The sequence below is a fragment of the Streptomyces prunicolor NBRC 13075 genome (assembly GCF_000367365.1).
GTDB classification, from domain to species: Bacteria; Actinomycetota; Actinomycetes; order Streptomycetales; family Streptomycetaceae; genus Streptomyces; species Streptomyces prunicolor.
This window is the reverse complement of sequence record NZ_BARF01000004.1, coordinates 57736-77615: the sequence shown is the minus strand read 5'-3', so window position 1 is coordinate 77615 and position 19880 is coordinate 57736. Positions and strand designations below refer to the sequence as shown.

The 19880-nt window shown below is 69.8% G+C and carries 23 protein-coding genes and 1 pseudogene; 14 read left to right on the top strand and 10 right to left on the bottom strand.

Annotated features, from left to right (window positions below; genetic code table 11):
• Window positions 1–36 precede the first annotated feature (36 nt).
• Window positions 37–378, top strand: a complete 342-nt coding sequence (locus SPR02S_RS02765) for a hypothetical protein (RefSeq protein ID WP_019055409.1) — start codon at window positions 37–39, stop codon at window positions 376–378.
• Here SPR02S_RS02765 and SPR02S_RS02760 read toward each other — a convergent pair.
• The gene (locus SPR02S_RS02760; protein WP_019055408.1) at window positions 368–1003 is read right to left on the bottom strand and encodes a TetR/AcrR family transcriptional regulator; all 636 of its coding nucleotides are present in this window, start codon (window positions 1001–1003) and stop codon (window positions 368–370) included. The two genes, SPR02S_RS02765 and SPR02S_RS02760, sit on opposite strands and share 11 nt — an antisense overlap.
• 103 nt (window positions 1004–1106) lie before the next feature.
• Here SPR02S_RS02760 and SPR02S_RS02755 point away from each other — a divergent pair, with 103 nt between their 5' ends.
• The 6 genes from SPR02S_RS02755 (at window position 1107) to SPR02S_RS02735 (ending at window position 5296) form a co-directional block, all read left to right on the top strand.
• A complete protein-coding gene (locus tag SPR02S_RS02755; RefSeq protein WP_019055407.1) occupies window positions 1107–1883 on the top strand; it encodes an MBL fold metallo-hydrolase in 777 nt (258 codons plus the stop codon).
• Window positions 1884–1916: 33 nt separating this feature from the next.
• Window positions 1917–2435, top strand: a complete 519-nt coding sequence (locus tag SPR02S_RS02750) for a cupin domain-containing protein (RefSeq protein ID WP_019055406.1) — start codon at window positions 1917–1919, stop codon at window positions 2433–2435.
• Between the two features lie 235 nt (window positions 2436–2670).
• A complete protein-coding gene (locus SPR02S_RS02745) occupies window positions 2671–3831 on the top strand; it encodes a lactonase family protein (RefSeq protein WP_019055405.1) in 1161 nt (386 codons plus the stop codon).
• Window positions 3832–3995: 164 nt separating this feature from the next.
• Window positions 3996–4181 carry a hypothetical protein gene (locus SPR02S_RS02740; protein ID WP_019055404.1) on the top strand — a complete coding sequence of 62 codons (186 nt, stop codon included), beginning with the start codon at window positions 3996–3998 and terminating at the stop codon, window positions 4179–4181.
• Complete coding sequence (locus tag SPR02S_RS62810) at window positions 4178–4378, top strand: hypothetical protein (protein WP_158697767.1); 201 nt, start codon at window positions 4178–4180, stop codon at window positions 4376–4378. Before SPR02S_RS02740 ends, SPR02S_RS62810 begins: the two co-directional genes overlap by 4 nt.
• A gap of 36 nt (window positions 4379–4414) precedes the next feature.
• Window positions 4415–5296, top strand: a complete 882-nt coding sequence (locus tag SPR02S_RS02735) for a YihY/virulence factor BrkB family protein (RefSeq protein WP_019055403.1) — start codon at window positions 4415–4417, stop codon at window positions 5294–5296.
• Between the two features lies 1 nt (window position 5297).
• Here SPR02S_RS02735 and SPR02S_RS02730 read toward each other — a convergent pair whose 3' ends face one another.
• The 5 genes and pseudogenes from SPR02S_RS02730 to SPR02S_RS02710 form a co-directional block, all read right to left on the bottom strand.
• The gene (locus SPR02S_RS02730; RefSeq protein ID WP_019055402.1) at window positions 5298–5507 is read right to left on the bottom strand and encodes a DUF397 domain-containing protein; all 210 of its coding nucleotides are present in this window, start codon (window positions 5505–5507) and stop codon (window positions 5298–5300) included.
• A gap of 35 nt (window positions 5508–5542) precedes the next feature.
• Entirely contained in the window at window positions 5543–5752 is a 210-nt protein-coding gene (locus SPR02S_RS02725; protein ID WP_019055401.1) for a DUF397 domain-containing protein, read from the bottom strand.
• Window positions 5749–6042: pseudogene (locus SPR02S_RS02720) on the bottom strand (Scr1 family TA system antitoxin-like transcriptional regulator); the annotation flags it as partial. The gene SPR02S_RS02725 and the pseudogene SPR02S_RS02720, both read right to left, overlap by 4 nt.
• Before the next feature lie 115 nt (window positions 6043–6157).
• On the bottom strand, window positions 6158–6370 hold the full coding sequence (locus SPR02S_RS02715; protein WP_019055399.1) for a DUF397 domain-containing protein: 213 nt from the start codon (window positions 6368–6370) through the stop codon (window positions 6158–6160).
• Complete coding sequence (locus tag SPR02S_RS02710) at window positions 6360–7154, bottom strand: helix-turn-helix domain-containing protein (protein ID WP_245607483.1); 795 nt, start codon at window positions 7152–7154, stop codon at window positions 6360–6362. Before SPR02S_RS02710 ends, SPR02S_RS02715 begins: the two co-directional genes overlap by 11 nt.
• Before the next feature lie 193 nt (window positions 7155–7347).
• On the opposite strand from SPR02S_RS02710, the gene SPR02S_RS02705 reads away from it, so the two are divergent.
• The 6 genes from SPR02S_RS02705 (at window position 7348) to tgmC (ending at window position 10909) form a co-directional block, all read left to right on the top strand.
• A complete protein-coding gene (locus tag SPR02S_RS02705) occupies window positions 7348–7602 on the top strand; it encodes a hypothetical protein (RefSeq protein ID WP_019055397.1) in 255 nt (84 codons plus the stop codon).
• Complete coding sequence (locus SPR02S_RS02700; protein ID WP_043258025.1) at window positions 7599–7874, top strand: DUF7848 domain-containing protein; 276 nt, start codon at window positions 7599–7601, stop codon at window positions 7872–7874. The genes SPR02S_RS02705 and SPR02S_RS02700 overlap by 4 nt, the downstream gene beginning before the upstream one ends.
• Window positions 7875–7951: 77 nt before the next feature.
• Window positions 7952–8365, top strand: coding sequence for a hypothetical protein (locus SPR02S_RS02695; protein WP_020684154.1), 414 nt, complete (start codon window positions 7952–7954; stop codon window positions 8363–8365).
• A 186-nt stretch (window positions 8366–8551) separates the two neighbouring features.
• Window positions 8552–8824, top strand: a complete 273-nt coding sequence (gene tgmA, locus SPR02S_RS55015; protein ID WP_043258024.1) for a putative ATP-grasp-modified RiPP — start codon at window positions 8552–8554, stop codon at window positions 8822–8824.
• Between the two features lie 11 nt (window positions 8825–8835).
• Entirely contained in the window at window positions 8836–9795 is a 960-nt protein-coding gene (gene tgmB, locus SPR02S_RS02685) for an ATP-grasp ribosomal peptide maturase (protein ID WP_019055393.1), read from the top strand.
• Window positions 9788–10909 carry an ATP-grasp peptide maturase system methyltransferase gene (gene tgmC / locus SPR02S_RS02680; protein WP_019055392.1) on the top strand — a complete coding sequence of 374 codons (1122 nt, stop codon included), beginning with the start codon at window positions 9788–9790 and terminating at the stop codon, window positions 10907–10909. The genes tgmB and tgmC overlap by 8 nt, the downstream gene beginning before the upstream one ends.
• A gap of 71 nt (window positions 10910–10980) precedes the next feature.
• Here tgmC and SPR02S_RS02675 read toward each other — a convergent pair whose 3' ends face one another.
• From SPR02S_RS02675 to SPR02S_RS02660, 4 genes are all read right to left on the bottom strand, one after another.
• Window positions 10981–11217 carry a winged helix-turn-helix domain-containing protein gene (locus tag SPR02S_RS02675; RefSeq protein WP_019055391.1) on the bottom strand — a complete coding sequence of 79 codons (237 nt, stop codon included), beginning with the start codon at window positions 11215–11217 and terminating at the stop codon, window positions 10981–10983.
• A 232-nt stretch (window positions 11218–11449) separates the two neighbouring features.
• Window positions 11450–12124, bottom strand: coding sequence for a dienelactone hydrolase family protein (locus tag SPR02S_RS55010; RefSeq protein WP_019055389.1), 675 nt, complete (start codon window positions 12122–12124; stop codon window positions 11450–11452).
• 147 nt (window positions 12125–12271) lie between these two features.
• A complete protein-coding gene (locus SPR02S_RS02665) occupies window positions 12272–13513 on the bottom strand; it encodes a serine hydrolase domain-containing protein (RefSeq protein ID WP_019055388.1) in 1242 nt (413 codons plus the stop codon).
• A 621-nt stretch (window positions 13514–14134) separates the two neighbouring features.
• Complete coding sequence (locus SPR02S_RS02660; protein WP_019055387.1) at window positions 14135–17233, bottom strand: AfsR/SARP family transcriptional regulator; 3099 nt, start codon at window positions 17231–17233, stop codon at window positions 14135–14137.
• A gap of 178 nt (window positions 17234–17411) precedes the next feature.
• Between SPR02S_RS02660 and SPR02S_RS02655 the strand changes: the two genes are divergently transcribed.
• Complete coding sequence (locus tag SPR02S_RS02655) at window positions 17412–19862, top strand: tetratricopeptide repeat protein (protein WP_019055386.1); 2451 nt, start codon at window positions 17412–17414, stop codon at window positions 19860–19862.
• Window positions 19863–19880 lie beyond the last annotated feature (18 nt).

Below are 19880 nucleotides of genomic sequence, written 5' to 3'. Positions count from 1 at the left end.
ACGACTCGTCGTCCGGGCGGCGGAATGCTTACGGCCATGGACATCACTTCGCTCACCGTCGTACTCAGTGTGATCGTCGTCGTCTCGGCCTCGGTCCTCATCGCCTTCAACGAACCTCCGCTGTGGGTCTACGGGTTGAGCTGCGTGGGCTCGTTCCCGCTGAGCAGTGCGCTGCTCCACGGACCCGACTTCACCTCCGCCATCGAGGACGGTTCCGCCGCCGCGTGGGCCCTGCGGCTCGCCGTCACCTCCACCGTCACGGTCGTCCTGAGCTTCTTCTTCGGCAAGGACAGCCGCGGGGGCGCCGAGGACGACCCCGAGCATGAGCACACCACCGACACGGCCGCCCCGGCCCCGACCCCTCGGCCTACGGCCTGAGCGTGGCGGTGAGGGTGTCCGCCAGCCACTTCTCGTACGTGTCGGCGGACCAGCCCCGTCCCGCCGTGAGCTGGGTGTACAACTGCGGTCCCGCCAGCGCCCAGACGGCGTCCGCGACGTGGGCCGGATCGGCCTTCGGGCCCAGCGCGCCGGTCTCGTCGAGGTGGGTGACGAAGGCGGTCACGCCGGTGAGCCGCTCCTCCTCGCCGAGCTCTAGAACCTCGCCGACGTCCGGGCCCGCCTGGGTGAGCAGGGCGAACAGCGGGGTGATCCGTTCATGGATTCCCCGGACGTACGCGCCGTAGAGCCGGAGCTTGGTGGTCAGTTCGCCGGTCCGCAGGATCTCCTGGATCTGGGGGCGGTCCCCCATGGGAACCGGTTCGTCGTCCCCGGCCAGCGTGATGTCCCACAGGGCCTTGACCAGGCCCGGTTTGCCGCCGAACGACTTGTAGACCGTCTCGGGGGAGACACCCGCGCGCTCGGCCACGGCCCGCACGGTCGTGGCGTGGTAGCCGTCCTGGAAGAGCAGCTCACGGCAGGCCGCGAGGACCGCGGCCCGGTTGCGGCGCGCGGCCTCGCGGCGGCCCTCGGAGTTGTAGGACCGACGAGGCGTCCCGTCCGGCATCGGCGCACTCTCCCATTCTGTTACAGTCGACTGTATCGAATGCAGTTTGCTGCATCGAATACAGCCCGTTACGTCGAATACTGCCCGGTTGCCGGAGGCTCGCATGTCCCGTCCCGCGCCCACGCAGGTCGCACCCGGCGTCCATCGTCTCGGCGACCATGTCGTCAACTTCTACCTGATCGAGGACCCGGACGGTCTCGTCCTGGTCGACGCGGGAACCCCCGCGCACCTGGAGCAACTGCGCACGCTGCTGGCCGGCCTCGACCGCTCGCTGGGCGACGTCCGCGCCGTACTCCTGACCCATGGCCACGCCGACCACACCGGACTGGCCCGCCCGCTGCGGGAAGCCGGCGCCGAGCTGTGGATCCACGAGCGGGACGACGTCATCCTGCGCGACGGCCCACGCAGCGGGATGCGCCACGCCAAGCCCGAGCGTTCGATGCTCCCCTATCTGCTGCGCAGGCCGTCCGCTCTCGCCGTTCCGCTACGGCTGGCCCGCGACGGGGCCTTCACGGCTCCCGGAGTGCCGGGCGCCCGGGTGTTCTACGGCGACCATGTGCTGAAGGACGTTCCCGGCGCCCCGCGGGCCGTCGCCCTGCCCGGCCACACGCCCGGCAGCGCCGCGTACGCCTTCGCCGACCGCGGGCTGCTCTTCACCGGCGACGCCCTGGTCACCGCCGACGGCTTCAGCGACCGCACCGGGCCCACGATCGTGAGCCGCTGTTTCACCCATGACAGCGAGGCCGCGCTGCGCGCACTGGACCGCCTCACCGAACTGACCGAGCTGGACGCGGACCTGCTGCTGCCCGGCCACGGCGAGCCCTTCGCCGGAGGCATCGCGGCCGCCGCCCGCCAGGCCCGGCGGTTCGGCGCCCACTGACCCCCGACCACTTCCAACTCCCCGGGAAACGACTTGAGTTACTACACTCCCCGCGTCCTGCACGTCCCCACCGAGAAGGGCGTCGTCAAGTGGATGTCCGGTGACGTCTACGAGACCCTGGCCACGGCCGACTCCACCGGCGGCGCGGTCGGCTTCACCGTCTGCTGGGTGCCGCCGGGCGGCGGCCCGGTGGCGCACGTCCACAAGAGCGCCGACGAATCCTTCTACGTCATCTCGGGTGAGCTGGAATTCCTGAACGGCGACCAGACCTTCGTGGCGCACACCGGTGACTTCGTCTTCGTACCGAGGGGCACCCGGCACCGGTTCCGCAACCTCACCGACGAACAGGCGCACATGGTGGCCTTCTTCACCCCCGGCGGCGGCGAGGCGCTGTGGCTGGACGGCGGGGACGACCCCGTTCCCGGCAAGCGGCCCGAGTTCTGGCCGCCGGAACGCGGCCTGGCCCTGGGCCCGCTCCTCGGACGCGAGGACATAGACATGGAGATCCTGCCCGAGGAGGCGGACTTCGGCAGGCCCGCCGACAAGGCCTGACCAGAGCCTGGGCAGAACCCGAGCAGAACCCGAGCAGAACCTGGGGTCATGTCCAACTCGACGCCCCCGGCGCCGAGTTGGACATGATTCTTACGAACCCGGGACATCAACCCAAAGTGCGCCCTATATCCGTTTCATCCCCCTGATCTCGGTCTAGCGTTGCGAATCGTCCGGCGCCGAGCGTGAGCGCCCCGCCGGGCCTCAATTCCCCTTCCCGCAAGAGGAGTACGCACGCATGACCCTCGCCAAGGCCCGCGCCTCCCGGATCACCCGCACCATCGCCACAGGCGCCGCCCTCGCCGCGGCGGCCCTCTTCGCCGCGCCCGCCGCCGTCGCCGCCGACGCACACCACACCCCCGGCTCCCGTGCCCAACAGGGCGGCGGCTCAACGGTGTTCGTGCAGAGCGACGACACGACCGCGAACACCGTCGTCGCCTACGCCCGCGCCGCCGACGGCACCCTCGCCCAGCAGGGTGTCTACGCCACCGGCGGCAAGGGCGGCATACTGCCCGGCACCGTCGCCGACCACCTCGCCTCGCAGGGCTCGCTCGCCTACGACCGCCACCACCACCTCCTCTACGCCGTGAACGCGGGCAGCGACACCGTGACCGTCTTCGCCGTGCACGGCACGCACCTGCGGCGGGTCCAGGAGATCTCCAGCGGCGGGAGTTTCCCGGTCAGCGTCACGTTCCACGGCGACCGGGTGTACGTCGCCAACACGCTCGGCGGCGGTTCCGTACAGGGCTTCGTGCGGACCGGCGACCGACTGGTCAAGGTCCCCTCCTGGAACCGCAACCTCGGTCTGGACAAGGCGACTTCGGCCGTCGGGCAGATCTCCTTCACCCCGGACGGCTCGAAGCTCGTCGTCACCACCAAGGCCTCGGGGCAGAGCATCGACGTCTTCCCGGTCGGCGCGCACAGCGGACCGTCCGCGCATCCCGTGGTGACCTCCACCCCCGGCGCCGTGCCGTTCGGTTTCGCCTTCGACGCCGCCGGACGGCTCCGCGTGACGGAGGCCGGTACCAACTCCGTCGGCACCTTCACGGTCGGCCGCGACGGCAGACTGACGGCCAAGGGCACCGTCCCGACGGGCCAGACCGCCACCTGCTGGGCGGTGACCGCGGGCAACCACCTCTACGTCTCCAACGCCGCCAGCGGCACCCTGTCCGGCTACCGGGTGGGCGCCCAGGGCGAGTTGACCTCCCTGGGCAACACGGCCACCGACGCCGGCACGGTCGACGCGGCCGCCTCGTCGGACGGGCGGTACCTGTACGTCCAGACCGGCATCAAGGGCCTGGTGGACGAGTTCCGGGTCGGCGCGAACGGCTCGCTCACCGCGATCGGCTCGGTCGAGGTGCCGGGCGGGGTCGGCGGCGAGGGCATCGCGGCGGGCTGACGGACAGCGACTGGCGACTGACGAATACCGGCAGGCAGAGAGGTCCAGGTCCGGAAGCACTGGGTGTGCTCGCGCACACCGGTGCGGCCCACGTGGAGTAGACCGGCCGGTCAGGGGCACGGGCAGGAGTGGAGGATCGGGCGACGAGGTGGAGGTGGACGGGCATGGGCACACCGTTCGTCGGGATGATCGCGGGCATGGCCCTGGCGTTCGCCGGCTGGTTCGGCGGCTTCGGCGCCTTCCTGCTCGTGGCCGCGCTCGGCGGCCTGGGCTGGGCGCTGGGCCGGTGGTACGAGCGGGGCGGTACGGTCCAGGACGTACGGGACGCGTTCGGACGGGGCCGTCGATGACCACCACGGCCGCCGCGAGCGTCGCGGGCGGGCTGACGGCTCTGCTCGGCGTCTGGATGGTCGTGCTCGCCGTCACTCCGGGTCTCCGTCGCCGGACCACCGTCCATACGGCGGCCGGACGAGCCGACGCCGCCATGAAGCCCGTAGCAACCGCAATAGCCGTAACGGCCGTAGCAGTCAAGGGAGTTGGCCAGTGATGCGCACGGCCCGCGCGATCTCACACCCCACCCCCCATGTCCGCTGAGTCGTACGTCGGCCGGGTGCGCCGGATCGCCGGGGTCCGGCCGCCGGCGGCCTGGTGGCCGGCGCTGCGCCGCACCCCGGTGTCCTTGTGGAACGACGACATCTCGGACTACGCGGCGGCGCTGACGTACTACGCGATCCTCGCGGTGCTTCCCGCGATGCTGGCGACGGTCATCGCGTTCGGCATGATCAGCCCGGAGACGGCCGAGGAGTTCGTCACCCACGTCACGGCCTACGCCCCCGCCGACTCCGGTACCGAACTGCACGCAGCCCTCACCCACGTACTCCGCACGGACCGCACGGCATGGCCCCTGCTGGTGGCGGGCGGCGTCAGCGCGCTGTGGTCGTCCACGAGCTACCTCGCCGTGTTCCGCCGCGCCCTGCACCGCATGCACGGCACCCACGACCGGCGTTCCCCCTGGCGCAAGGCGCCGCGCATCGTACTCACCGCGCTCGCGCTGCTCGGCCTGCTCCTGGTCGGCTCACTCACACTGCTGCTGACCGGCCCGCTCGCGGAAGCGGTCGGGCGGATGGCCGGCGTGGACGAGACCGCCGCGTGGGCGTGGGACCTGCTGCGCTGGCCGGTGCTGCTGTGTCTGGTGGCGCTGCTGGTCGTGGTCGTCTTCCACACCGGCCCGGTGGGGGCCCGGCGACGCGGGCACAGCCTGCCTGGCGGGGTGCTGGCCGCCGCGTTGTGGCTGACCGTCTCCGCGGGCTTCTCGACGTACGCGACGACGCTCGGCGCTTACAGCAGGCTGTACGGCTCGCTCTCGGGCAGCGTCGTCTTTCTGGTGTGGCTGTGGCTGTCGAACCTCGCGCTGCTGAGCGGGGCGCAGTTCGCGGCGGAGCTGGCGAAGACCCGCGAGGCGTGACTCAGACGGTGCCGAACGTGCCCGCCTTGACGCCCGCTATGAAGGAGGTGAAGGCACCGGCCTGGAAACCAAGAACGGGACCAGTCGGATTCTTGGAGTCACGGACGGGAACGATGCCGCGCGAGGCGACGAGGCTGGCGGCGACCTCGATGCAAGCGCCGCCGTTGTCGCTGTACGAGGACTTGAACCAGCGAGGGGTTTCGGTCGTCACGAGATGCCCTTTCGTACCTGTTCGATCAGCGTGACTCAGACGGTGCCGAACGTGCCCGCCTTGACGCCCGCTATGAAGGAGGTGAAGGCGTCGGCCGGGAAGCCGAGTACCGGACCGCCCGGGTTCTTGGAATCACGGACGGGAACCATGCCGCGCGAGGCGACGAGGTTGGCAGCGGCCTCAACGCAGTCACCGCCGTTGTTGCTGTACGAGGACTTGAACCAGCGGGGGGTCTCGGTCGTCACGGGGTGCCCTTTCGTAACTGATTGATCATGGCCACAGACGCCGTCTGGGACAACGCTTCCCCCTGTAGTTGATGGTAGGCCGTCAGCATGGGCATCACGGAGATGCTCTCGCGGTCCAGATGACCCTGAGCTTGGGACTCGGCGTAACAGACGACTGATCGATCCGGCAGCGTCAAGAGGTTCACGGGCAGGTCGAACGTGCGGCGCTCGCCGATCTCGTACGGCGCGATCTGAAGCAGTGTGTTCGGCTGTCCGGCGAACTCGACCAGACGCGCGAGCTGAGCCTCCATTCGGCACTGGCGATGATCCGCGCAGGCAGGTGCCGGGATGGTGCCCTGTGCTGACACGACAACGGCCCCCGCCGCGTGGCGAGGGCCGGTCACTCGGGGCAGGTAGGGGCGCGGGTCACCCGTGGTGCTTGGCGAACTCAACGAGGCCGGCGAACCCCTCACGGGTCAGGGCCAGACGCGGGCCGTTCGGGTCCTTGCTGTCACGGACCAGGAACTCACCCGTGGCCGCTGCGTGCTCCGGTGCCCATTCAATGCACTCGGCCCCCTGGCCGTTGCTGTAGCTGCTCTTCACCCAGACCAGAGACGGCGCGTTCTCATCAGGAGTCATCATCTTCATACTCTTTCAGGTACTTATGGAACAGAGACACGCTCTCCCCGCTGTCAAGGGCCTTCGACCGGGCAATGTCCAGGAGCGTCGTCAACTCCAGTACATCGGCCGGGGTGTCCACCGACGTGCCAGACGCGAACGACTCGACGTAAGCGAAGGTCACGCCATCCCGAAGGGTGAGCAAGCTCAAGCTACCGCCCAACAGGGGATGCACTCCACGGGAGAAGGGAAGCGCCTGTACCCGGACTGCACTGTTCTTTTCGATCACGTCGAGTATGTGCCGGATCTGCTCGGCCATGATCGCTGGACCGCCCACCGGCCGACGTAGGGCCGCTTCGTCCATGATGGCCCAGTACAGCGGGGGCGCGGCAGAGTCCAGCACCGCCCGGCGGTGTGAGCGCATGGCCACCTGAAGCGCGACCTTCTCGGCATCCTTGCCCGGCATGGACTCGGTGAAGAGGGCAGACGTGTAGGGCTCCGTCTGCAACAGGCCAGGAACAACACTGCTGTTGAACGTCTGGATGCGTGCGGCTCGCTTCTCCTCCTCAAGCACCTTGCGCCCGTACACCGGGACCTCAGCCGCGACGGCCACAACGAGTAAGTCGGTGAACAACCCGTCCGTCTCGTAGAAGTCATCGAGGGCTTCCGCCAGCGCCTCGGACGGGAGTTGCTCTCCCCGTTCGACCCGGCTCAGGTACGTGTGTGGGTACCCGAGCTTCTCAGCGAGCGCACGCAGCGAAAGACCTGCCTTGGCCCGTGCACGTGCCGCACGTGTGGCCAGCATCCCCGCAGGTGTAGCGGGCATTGCGTCTTCTTCTGGCTCTAGCTCCATCGCACTGACCCCCCCTCAAGAGCTTGTCCACTGAGGGTATTTGGTTACGAGCGGTCCGTATACCTGACTCGTTCTCTTGGCAATGGTGGAGATACCAGAGACTCCCGCTCCCACGGGGACGCAACGGCCAAGGTTCGGAGCTGGCATGACTACGGCAGGCAAGCGGCAGACGGCAGGCGAGAAGGTCAGAGACGCCGAGCGGGCGCGCGATGAACTGCGCGACGCGCTCAAGGCGGCGGGGGTGCAACTGCCGTCCCTCGGGCTTGACGCTGCTTCCTGCGCCGGGCCTGCCCCGCTCGCGCTGATCGACTTGGGGCGCTGCAACGTGAAGACGGCCCGCGCGCTCGCCGCCGCTCTCCAGCCCGACGGGGACGCGCGCCGGCAGGGGGCGACGGCATGAAGCGGCGCGTGTTCCGCTACGTCCCGTTCACCATCGAGCAGGACCAGACGGCAGAACCGGAGTATGAAGCGCGCTGCGTGTCCGGCGACGAATCGGAGTGCGGCGCGCAGTCTGGCACGCACCGTGACCCGGGGCCGGTCGAGGAGTGTCAGCGTAAGCACACGCAGGAGACCGGCCACCGGCGATACCGGCGGGACTTCGGCGACTACGCGGTCATGCGGCCCCCGGCGGAAGTGGCCGAACTCGCGCGGGTGAACGGGGGTGCGGCGTGATGTTCGCTCCGGCTGTTGAGCGCCCGTGGCGCGATGCGTGGCCGTTAGTCGCGCAGACGGGCGACGGGAACCCGTGGGTGACGGGGGCGTGTTGGCTGTACTGCCGCCGTGAGGGCGTGGCCGTGCTGTGGGTCGGCTCGGTGACCACGCCCGGCGCGACGGGCGACGTGTACGCGTGTGGCCCGTGCCTCGCGGAGCTTGACCACATGGTGCGGGCCCTGGCGCACGGGCGGGACGGGATCACCAACCGCGCCGCGCAGTCCGCCACCCTCGCCGTTCCCGCCCACATGCCCCCGCCGCGCGCTGCCTGCGGACGGTTCGGGCGGCCGTCACCGGCTACCGCGCCGTACGCGGAACCCGCACCCTGCGGCCCTTCCGGTCGGGACGACGCGATGACCGGAACCGGGACCAAGACGTGCGAGCACCGGCAGACCGAGAGGCGCGACGGCAAGACGTACTGCCGGGAATGCAAGCGACAGCTCTACCTGTGAAGACTCCGCCCCCTGCCGGGGGTGACCCGTCAACCGGTTCTCCCACACACCCCCGGCAGAGGAGCGGTCACCCCCCGAAGACTCCCGCCCCGGCGGATCATCCGCCCGCAACCCTTGGACAGGTCGAGCGCCTGCCGGGGCGGGTCCTGCACCACAAGCACCGTTCGAAGCAATCAAGGAGGAGACTTGCAGACAAGCCCCGCAGGTACGCAGACGGCCACCCAAGCCCCGTGGGGGCTGCGCCGTATGGCCCCGCTGCGCAACGGTTCCCCCTCGTCGTGGCAGTACGCGGGCGTCGACCCGGCAACGCAGACCGGCCGATGGGTCGGGGAGGACGGAGCGATGACGCCGGCTGAACTCGGCAAGCACGGTACGAGCGTGAACACCTACCCGCCCACGCAGGTCGGCAAGGACGGCAAGGTAGACGCCGACTCCGGCCACGATGCGACACAGGACTAGGGGGTAGAGCCATGGACGGACGCCCGGTACTGGTCTGTACGCAGTATGAGGACGCAACCGCTGATCTGGTCATCGCGGAATTGAACCGGCGCCGGGTGTCCGTCCTCCGGTTCGATCCCGGACGGGACTTTCCCGCCCCGGCGGTGCTCGCCGCACGTGCCGGGGCGGGCGGATGGGGCGGACGGCTCACGGTTGGGGAGCGTACGGCCGACTTATCCGCCGTGCGCTCCCTGTACCACCGTCGCCCCAACGTCTACCCGACGGACAGCGGCGAGCAGTCCGCCCGGTTCGCCGCGCAGGAGAACCGGCGCGGCCTGGGCGGCGTGCTGGGCGCGCTGCCGGGGTGTCTGTACCTGAGCCACCCGCAGGCCATCGCGCGGGCCGAGTACAAGCCCGCGCAGTTGGACGCGGCGACACGGGTAGGGCTCACGCTCCCCGCCACCCTGATCACGAACGACCCGATGGAGGCCAAGGCGTTCTGCGCCGAGCAGCCGACCATCTACAAGCCTTTGCACGCCGGGGCGTACGACATCGAGGGCGAGCCTGCCGGAATCTGGGCCGCGCCCGTCGAGGCGGGCGAGATCGACGGCGCGGTGAGCCACAGTGCGCACCTGTTCCAAGCCCAGGTGCCCAAGGTGGCCGACGTGCGCGCGGTCGTCGTCGGCGAGCAGGTGTTCAGCGCCCTTATAACGGCGCCGCCCGGCGTCGTCGACTGGCGAGCGGAATATCAGAGCCTCGCCTATGAGCCGGTCGCCTGCCCGGACTGGATACGCGGCGCTCTGGTGCGGTTCCTCGCAGACTTCGGGCTGAGCTTCGGCGCCTTCGACTTCGCCGTGACCCCGGACGGCGCATGGTGGTTTCTGGAGTGCAACCCCAACGGCCAATGGGCGTGGCTCGAAGACGTGGCCGGACTGCCGATCACAAGCGCAATCGCAGACCTGTTGGAGAACGGAGCGAGCCATCATGACTGACCCCCTGCCCTCGGAACACCTACGCGCCGACCTCGCGCGGCACCTGACCAAGGCGGGCGCACTACGCAGCCCCGAATGGGAAGCGGCCGTGTTGTCCGTGCCCCGCGAGGCGTTCCTCGCGCGCGGCTGGTTCGAGTACGAAGACGGCGGCTGGTACCGGCCCGCGTCCGGCGACTCTGCGGCCGGTCTCACGCGGATCTACGAAGACGACACCCTCGTGACACAGGTGGCCGGGGGCGTCTTCCCCGACCAGGTCGAGGGGCGCATCGCGGCGGCCCCCTCCTCGTCGTCCACCCTGCCGAGTCTGGTCGTGCGAATGCTCGAAGAGCTGCGGGCGACCGAAGGGACGCGCGTTCTGGAAATCGGCACGGGCACGGGCTACTCAACCGCGCTGCTCTCCCACGTCGTCGGCGAGGACAACGTGACCACGGTCGAGGTTGACGCGGAGGTGTCCGCCCGCGCAGGAATGGCGCTCGCGGGCGCCGGGTACTGGCCTGTTCGCGTAGTCGGTGACGGCCTGGCGGGCTGCAAGGAGAGCGGCCCGTATGACCGGGTGATCGTGACATGCGGCGTGCACACCGTGCCGGCCGACTGGCTCGCGCAGACCCGACCCGACGGTGAGGTCCTGGTCACGGTCGGCGGATGGATGCACGCATCCGAACTCGTACGGCTGACGGTCGCCGACGACGGCACGGCCAGCGGTCCGGTTCTCGGCGGGCAGGTCTCGTTCATGCTGGCCCGCCCGCACCTTCCGCCCCCGTTCGGGATGCTGCCGAATCTCAGCGAGGGCGACGCCATACCCACGGAATTCGGCGCGGACGTGCTCGACGACTGGACGGCCCGGTTCGTCGCGCAGTTCGCCGCGCCCCGCGCGCAGCGCCTCACGCTGGAACGGGACGGCCGGACGGAACACGTCGTGATCGACGTGGACGCCGAATCGTGGGCGGTCGTCTTCCGGGACGGCGCGCGGTGGATGGTCCGGCAGGGCGGCCCAGCGAGCCTGTGGGATCAGATCGCCGAACGCGTCACGCAGTGGCAGGCGGACGGGCGACCATCGGCCGACCGGATGCGGCTGCACGTCGGCCCTGACGGTCAACGGCTCACCTGGGCGTAGCCGCGAGCTGACGCCCCCACACTGCCCCGTCTGTCCGTCGTTCCCCCGTGGCGGACGGGCGGGGCGCTCTGCTACGCGCCCCCGCCCTCGCTGCTGGCCGGCTCGGCGGAGACGAACGCGCCGCGCTGGGGGACGACGAACACGGTCCCCTCGTCGGCGAGCACGCGGACGGCTTTCCGGGCGGTCATGCGGGCGACGCCGAATTCGTCGGCGAGGCGCTGCTCGCCTGGCAGGGGCCGCATGGGCTGCCAGTCGCCGCGCTTGATGCGGGCGCGCAGTACTCCGGCGATCTGCACGTATACCGGCACTGGCCCGCCGTGGACGATCGCGTCATCCGGCCCGCGAGATCTTCCGAGCCGCAGAGACCATGCGACTCACCCCCGTACAGCGTGAACGACGCCGGGCTGCCGAGTTCGCAGCGCGCGGCGTCGACTACGACTACCGGTATCCCGGTGACCACTTCGAGCAGTTGGGACTGTCGGCATGAGTCCCGAGGAGCTGTTCCCTGACCGGTCAACCGATAGGAAATCAGGCCGAGGCTCAGAGCACCGGAAACTCCCCCACCCCGTAACACCCCTCAGGCAAGGGGTCCGGGGCAGACCCGGGGTCGAGCAGATGGGCGACCAGCGCAGCAGTCGTGTGATGCCAGAGGCCGTGGCGGCGCAGCATCCCGTGGTCGCCGCCGCCGATGACCGCCATGCCGGCCCGCGCCGCCGCCCCCTCGTCCCGAGCCCGCCGTACGCACTCGGCCGTCTCGGTGGGCGAGGTGACGTGGTCGCGTTCGCCGTGCAGGGCGATGATGTGGCGGCCCGCCGTCTGGTCGACCGGTTCGGCCGGTGGCCACCACGGGGCGAGGGCGACCACGCCTCGCACCAGTGGATGACCGGCGGCGTACAGCGCGGCCCGGCCGCCCATGGAGTGGCCGAGCAGCACGGTCGGCACGGGGCCGGCGAGTTCGGCGAGGGCGTCCAGCGCGCGGAGGGTGTCCCGGGCCGGGTCGGCACGGTCGCCGTTCCAGCCGCGGAGGCGGTAACGGGCCTGGGCGACCAGGACGTCCTGCTCGCCCGGGAGCGCGGCGATCACCGCGCGTACGACCGGGCCCATGCGCAACGCGGCCAACTGCCAGGGGCGGGCGGGGCGTTCACTCTTCTCCTCGCCGCCGTGCAGGACCAGGACTGCGGCGTTCGGGTGCGAGGGGCGCCGTCGTAGCGTCAACGGAACGTGGTGGTCGGTCCGTTCTGTTGATCCGGTTGGTTCGGTTGGTTCGGTTGGTTCGGCTGCCACAGTCACCCACTGCCCGCTCATGCGAAACCCCGGGTCGTGTCGACCCGGGGTTTCAGTGTCGTTCAGGGCGGGACGTCTCTAGCGCGTGGGGGTCGAGCCGTCGTAGACGTGACCGGGGGTGGCGATCTGCGTGATCGCGCGGGCGAGCAGGGTGGACGGCTCCTGGCCCCCGGTGGTGATGTCGGTGTTGATCAGCACGACCAGGGTCGCCTTGAGGGCGGGGAGGTAGACGGTCACGGACTCGTAGCCCGGGATGGAACCGTTGTGCCCGATCCAGCCGCCGGTCTCGAAGATGCCGAGGCCGTAGGTGAGGCCGGGGAATCCGGTCGGCAGCGTCTTCAGGCGCTGCTTCTGGGTCTCGGGGCTGAGCAGTTCCCCGGTGGCGACGGTCTTCGCCCAGCTGCGCAGGTCGTGCATGGTCGAGATCATCGCGCCGGCCGACCAGGCCCAACTCGGGTTCCAGTCAGTGGAGTCGGCGACCGCGCCGGTCAGCGTCTGGTTGGTGTAGCCGTGGGCGTGCGGCTCGGGGAACTCGCGGACGTTCGGGCCGTCGGGGAACAGCGTCTGGTCCAGGTGGGCGGGGCGCAGCACCCGCCGGTTGATGACGTCGGCGACGTGGTGGCCGGTGACCTTCTCGATCACCAGGCCGAGCAGGACCAGGTTGCTGTTGTTGTAGACGAACACCTTGCCCGGCGCGGCGGTGTTGCGGTGCTTGTAGCCGTACGCGAGCAGCTCCCGCGGGGTGAACGAGCGGGTCGGATCGCTCAGCAGGTCGTGCGCGAAGTCGGCGTCCGCGCTGTACGGGAACAGCCCGCTGCGCATCTCGGCCAGGTGGCGCAGGGTGATGTGACGGCCGTTCGGTACGCCGTGGACGTAGCGCGAGATCGGGTCGTCGAGCCCGATCCGCCGCTCGTCGACGAGCTGGAGCAGCGCGGTGACCGTGAAGGTCTTGGTCTCGCTGCCGATCCGCGAGTAGAAGTCGGTGCTCATCGGCTGCCGCGTGACCTTGTCGGCGACACCGGTCGCCCGGACGTAACACCCCTTGCCCGGCATCCACAGCCCGACGGCGACACCGGGGATGGCGGCCTGCTTACGGACGTCCGCGATGGCCTTGTCGAGGCGGGCGGTTACGCCGTGGCCTAGGCCGTTGGAGGAGCAGGGGGCGTGGTCGTGCCCGTCGTGCGGGTCGATGCCCAGGGGGTGGACCACACCGGTGGGGGTGCCGGCGGCGGTGGCGGAGGTCGCCACCACCGGGGCGGCCAGTACGGACGCGACCAGCAGCGCGGCTGCCAGGAGGCGTCGGGTGGGGGTACGTCGCATGTGGGGGCGCTTCTTCCGGATCGGGGCTGGGGGTGGGGCCGTTTCCAGGGCCGCCACGCCACCATCCGGAATCCGGTGGGAGGTCCTCCTCTCCTGCGATAAGCCTCCCGGCGAGTCCACTCGTTCGGACCGATGTTCGCCTGCGGCACGCGACCTCGATGCGGGCGATGTTCTCGACGCGGGCGCCGGCTCTCGCGTAACGAGTCGATCAACGGTCGAGTCAACCGGCGGGCTCCTCCGTACCAACCCATGCAGCGCCACCCGGAGTTACCGCCCGGCGGCCGCGTCCGGGGCCGATGTCCGGCACCCGACCGCACGTCGGCGGTAGGCACCGGACACCGGGTCCCTTACAGCGTCAAGCCGTTTGCACTCAGCCCGGATATTATTACGTACGCAATGCAAGTGAGCGCGTGAATACCCAGAATGCATTTCGCGATAATTACTGGCATTACATTCTCTCAGCTAGCTCGGACAACGTCTGATGCGCAGGCGAGGTGGGGAGAGGTGGGGCTCCGGTCCAAGGTGACGGACCCAGCGCCTCCGCGGGGGAGCAACAATACCGATGCCGCGACTGAATGGAAGCCTTGAGGCGGCACGAGTTGATCAGCGCATCGGGCCGCTCTAATTGGACTCGTCAGTAACGTCGCCCCGAAGAGCGGACAATGCCGCTGTGGCCCGGGCCTCTTCGGCCGGGGCCGATACGTTTCTGCTGCCGGCGAGGCTCTCCTCAAGGTGGGCCACGGCCTGGGCCACGAGCCCAGCGTCCCGCTCCGCGAGGGCGAGGTCGAAGAGGACGTCCACCTCTTCGCCCGCCGCATGGATGGCACGTGCCACTTCAAGTGCGGCGACATGGTGTCGCAGGGCCTCGTCAACACGGCCTGCCGCACGGTGCGCCCTGCCGATTCGAGTGAGGGCGATGGCCTCCGCCCGCCGGTCTTTGACGTCTCGCAGTATCGGCAGCGCCATTCCGTACACGGCAAGAGCCTCATCGGTTCTGCCGAGCTCGTCCATGACGGAAGCAATATTCATTCGGATCGTCGCTTTGTCCCTCGGATTACCCATCCGATCCGCGACGACCATCGCCTGACGATAAGCCATTTCGGCATCTTCTGGATGCCCGGTTTTCTTACTCACTTCCGCCAAATTATTGAGCGCGCTATACCTTCCGCGCTCAGACTCTATTGCCGTGAAATCAGCGAGGGCCGAAGTGAAGCATGCCCATGCTTCGTCATACTCCGCCAGATGCAGATGGATGATGCCGAGCAGGTTTCGACAGCGCGCGATCCGGAGACGATTGCCTGTTTGCAGGAGAGAATCCAGAGATTCTTTCTGGAGTGATCGGGCCAGCGTGTACTGCCCCGTCTGCCACAGCGAGATCGAGATCTGGTGAACGCACTCGCCCTCCAGTTCCCTGTCCCCGAGAGACCGCGCGATGTCCCGCGCCTCACGCCCGGCCGCGATCGCCTCGTCGTAGCGGGAGCCGTGGGTGTGCACGGCGCAGAGGTCGAGCAGCGCTCGCGCCCTGGCCACGCTGTCACCTGCGGCGTCCCAGTGGGCGGCGGCGCGGCGCAGCAGCGGCTCGGCCTCGACGAGGTGCCCCTCCATGTCCAGGAATCCCGCCAACACATGGACAGAAAGGGCTAGTTGACGTTCCGTACCATGCTTTTCAAGCCAGTCCAGCGTGTCGAGAAGATTGGCCGACTCGGCAATCAACCACTGTTCAGCCAACTGCGGGTCGACGATTTCCGGAGACGGCCGAGTGGCCGAATCGCCGACGTCGAGATCTGTGCGCGAACGAAAGGGATAGGCCAGCCGGTCCGCCCGATCCGCGGTCCGGACGTAGTGATCCACCAACCTTTGTCCGGCCTGCCGAACATCGTCATCCGAATCGCCACCACCGGCTTCGATCAAAGATCGCGCATAGTCGCGCAACAGATCATGCATGGCGAAACGAAGCGGAACAGGCTCTGTCACAAGATAGTGAGCGAGTAGCTCCTCGAGTACGCGTTCGGCCGTTTCCAAGGAGAATCCTGTGAGCGCGGCAATCGCCGGCGGCCTGAACTCCACCCCCACATGCAGTCCGATACGGCGGAAGACCAGCCGCTGTTCGATATTCAGTGCGTCGTACGAGACGGCGAAGACATGTGTCAACGTCCGGTCCACGTCACGAAGTTGGGCAAGATGCCCGCCCGTACCGCTCAGCTGGCGCAACAGGTCCGACGTGGCCCACGAAGGGCGGGCGAGCAGTCGGCTCGCAGCGATCTCGATGGCCAGCGGAAGGTAACCGCAAATCCGGACAATCTCGGCCACCTCGGCCGGGTCGGTGTCCCGCTCCCTCCCCAGTCGCTGAGCGAAGAGCGCCGCCGCGTCCTCGGCCGGCAGCACGTCCAGGGAGACGGGCCGTACTCCGGGCAGTCCCGGCAGCCGACGGCGGCTGGTCACGATGACCGCTGTCGGGGAGGAGCCCGGCAGCAGCGGGCGGATCTGGTCCGAGGAGGTCGCGTCGTCGAGGATCACCAGCATCCGGCGGTCATGCGTCACCGAGCGCCACAGCGCGACCAACTCGTCCAGCTCAGGCGGTAGTTCCTTGCTGGCCATACCGACCAGCCGCAGCAGTTCGGTCAGTGCCCGGGTGGCGGTCGGTGGCGTCCGGTCGGCGGCATATCCACCCAGATGCAGAAAAATCCTGCCGTCCGGGAACCGGTCCCGTAATCGATGCGCCAGGTGGACGGCGAGGCTCGATTTGCCCACGCCTCCCATGCCGTGGATCGCTTCGACGGTGACCACGTCCGAGGATCCCTGTCCCTCGCAGAGCGCCGCGGTGAGCCGCCGCACCTCATCGCGCCGGCCGGCCCACGGAACATCGCGGGGCAGATTGTCCGGCACCCGGCGCGGCGGCCGGTGGGACGCCTTCTTCCCGGCCCCGGCACCGGCCCTGGCCCCGGCCCCGGCGCGGGGGGACAGTTCCTCCGCGGGCGTCCCCGCCAGGATTCCCTGGTGGACCCGGTGCAGCCCTCGGCCCGCGTCGAGACCGATGTCCCGGACGACCCGTTGCCGCGTCCGCTGCAGCAGTCGGGTCGCCTCGGCCGTCCGGTTGCTGCCGTAGAGGGCGATGGCCAGCCGTTCGGCCAGGGCCTCGTCCACCGGATGCGCCTCGGCCAAGGGCAGGAGCACCGGAACGGCGTCGGTGAACCTGCCGCCGCGGAGCAGGATCTCGGCCCGGGTCATCGCCGCCGCGAGACCGGTCTCCTCGACCGAGGCCCGCAGATGCTCGGCCCAGGACCCGGTGATCCCGGCCAGCGGCTCGCCGTGCCAGAGGCCGTCCGCGCGGTCCAGCTGGCGCAGGGCGGCTTCCTCGTCCCCGCGCTCCCCCAGGGACCGGGCTCGCTCGACGCAGCCGGTGTAACAGCGCAGGTCCACCCGGTCCGGATCGACCTCCAGGGAGTACGAGTTCGTACGGCTGACGATCGCGGGCGCGTCACCCCCGGCGATCCGCAGCGAGCTCCGTATGCGGGAGATGTGGACGTGCAGCGCTTCCCGCGGCTTGCCCGGCGGATGGTCGTCCCAGATACGGTGGATCAGGGCGTCCACGCTCACCGTGCGACCCGCATCCCAGGCTAGGCAGGCGAGCGCCGTCCTGGTTTTTGTCGAGCCGAGATCGCTACGGCGACTCGCTGCCCGAATCTCCACCGATCCCGAAAGCCTGATCTCGAAGTCCACCAGCGTCCTCCCCGCCGGTAGGGCCTGCGATTGCCGAGCATTCGAGAATGTCATGGACACCGCAGAATCGAGCACGACAGGACACTATGAGCTCAAAATTGACCGATAAACATCTGCATTAGTTCGCTTCTTGTCCGCAGTGGGGAGTAACTCCGGCAGGATCGAAAGGAGTTGCCACGTGCGCGCTTTCTCCTCGGACGGACAGGAAGCATTACTGTCGGCCATCACCGTCTGCGGCGCCGACCCGGAATCCCCCGCGTGGCGCGATCTGGCCCGGGTACTGGACACGGCGGCCCGTGCCGACCCCGCGGTGATCCGGCTCTGGCCTCCGAACGCACCGGGCGAGCACCCTGTCGAGGCGGCGATCCGGCGCCAACTGGCCCTGGAGTTGTGCACGTTGGCCGCGCACGACACGGCGACCCGGGACGCGCTGGCCGCGTGGCTGCGCCGCCATCCCGGCCCCGCCCGCACACCGCCCGACCCGGCGGCGGCGGAGACCTCCAACGTCATCGGCGGCGATTCCGTACTCCACGGGCCCACCGTGCAGGCCCGGGACATCCACGGGGGCGTCCACTTCCACCCGCCCGCACCGGCGCCCGCGTCACGCCACCCCGTGCCCCGTCAACTGCCCCCGGTGGCAGCCCGGTTCATCGGCCGGGAGGCGGACCGGCGGGGCCTGAACCTGCTGCGCGCCGGACGTGCGGCGCACTCGGCGCAGGTCCTGGTGGTCAGCGGGCTCGCGGGCGTCGGCAAGACCACCCTGGCCACCCACTGGCTGTACGAGCACGCCGACAGCTTTCCCGACGGCCAGCTCTACGCCGACCTGGGCGGACGGGCCACCGACGGGGAACCGGGTCCCACCTCCCCGGCCGTCGTCCTGGAAGCGTTCCTGGTCGCGCTCGGCGCCTCCTCGGTACCGGCCGGGATCGCGCAACGGAGCGCGCTGTGGCGTTCGATGACCTCGGGGCTGCGCCTGGCCGTCCTCCTGGACAGCGCGTTCACGGCCGCTCAGGTACGCCCGCTCCTGATCGGGGCGCCGACCGGTCTCACCGTGGTGACCAGCCGGACCAACCTGACCGGGCTGCGCGTCGACGGCGCGTCCGTCCACCGGCTGGAGGGGCTCTCCGCGGAGTCGGCCGTCGAGCTTCTCGCCGTCGGCGGTGGGACGCGCGTGGCGCGGGAGCCGGCCGCCGCGCGCGAGGTGGTCAGACTGTGCGGACGGCTGCCGCTGACGGTGGCGCTGGCCTCGGCCCAACTCGCCCTGCGCCCGCACCGCTCCGTGTCCGCCCTGGCCGAGAGCCTCTCCCTGGGGCAGGGTGCCGTCGACGGCCTCCGCGTAGACGGCGAGGCCGTGATGCGTACCGCGCTCGACCTGTCGTACGAGATCCTGCCGGACGAGAGCCGGGCGCTGTACCGGCGGATGGGGCTGCTGCCCGCGGATCGTCACGACCTCTCGTTGCTGACCGCCCTCGCGGCCGACGTGGAGGGAGCGCGTGGCAGCGGGCCCGCCTCCGACATCGCGGTGCACGCTCTCGTGGAGGCGAATCTGCTGGAGGAGACGGGACCGACCACCTACCGCTTCCACGACCTGGTGCGGCCGCATGCCCGTCGGCTCGGCGAGGAGTTGGAGGATCCGGGGCGGCAGGAGCGCACGCTGCGCTGTTTCGTAGACTGGTGCCTGGTCAGCGCGGCTGCGGCGGAGCACATCCTCACCCCCAGCCACCGGCTGCCGGGGCACGACCTCCCGGCGGGGACCGTGGCCCCGGCCCCGTTGGACGGTGCCGAGGAGGCGCTCGTCTGGCTGGACACGTACCGCAACGGCCTGATGGGCGCCGTACGGCACTCGGCCGAGGTCGGCTGGGACTTCTCCTGTTGGCGTTTGACGGACCTCATATGGCCGCTTTTCCTACGATTACGGCCGTCCGAGATGGGGATCGAGGCGCACCGTCTCGGTCTCGACGCGGCGCGCCGGAGCGGATCGAGACAGGGCGAGGGCCGCATGCTCACCTCCGGCGCGATCGGTCTGCGCAACGCCGGGCGGTATCCGGAAGCGGCCGACTGGTACCGGCAGGCGCTGGAGCTGGCCATCGCCGACCACGACATACGCCAACAGGCGCAGGCGCTCAGCGGGTTGGGGCACGTCGGTCTCCTGGACCACCAACTCGACGACGCCCGCGATCACTTCGAACACGCCCTGCGGCTGCGGGAGTCGATCGGTTACCGGCGCGGGGCCGCCCTCTCCCGGCGACGCCTCGGCGAGACCGCGCTGGCCGCCGACGACCTGGCCACGGCCACCGAGCACTTGCGCCGGGCCGGCACCGAACTGGACGCGCTGGGCGAGACGTACGAGGCGACCCGCGTCCTGGCGCTGCTCGGCCATGTCCTGGACCGCGCCGGGGACGGTGCCGGCGGCGTCGAGCTGTTGCGGGAGTGCCTCACGCGCTTCCGCGCGGGTGACGCCCGGTCCGAGCACTGGGAGGCGCGCTGTCTGGAGTGGCTCGGCGAGGCCGCCGAGTCACGTGGTGATCATGCGGAATCGATACGGCACTACGAGGCCGCCCGGGAGCTCTTCCGCCGGCTGAGCCCCGAGGACGCTCAGCGTCTGGACGACCGGCTGCGGCAGCCGTGACAGCCACCGCGGCCGGTC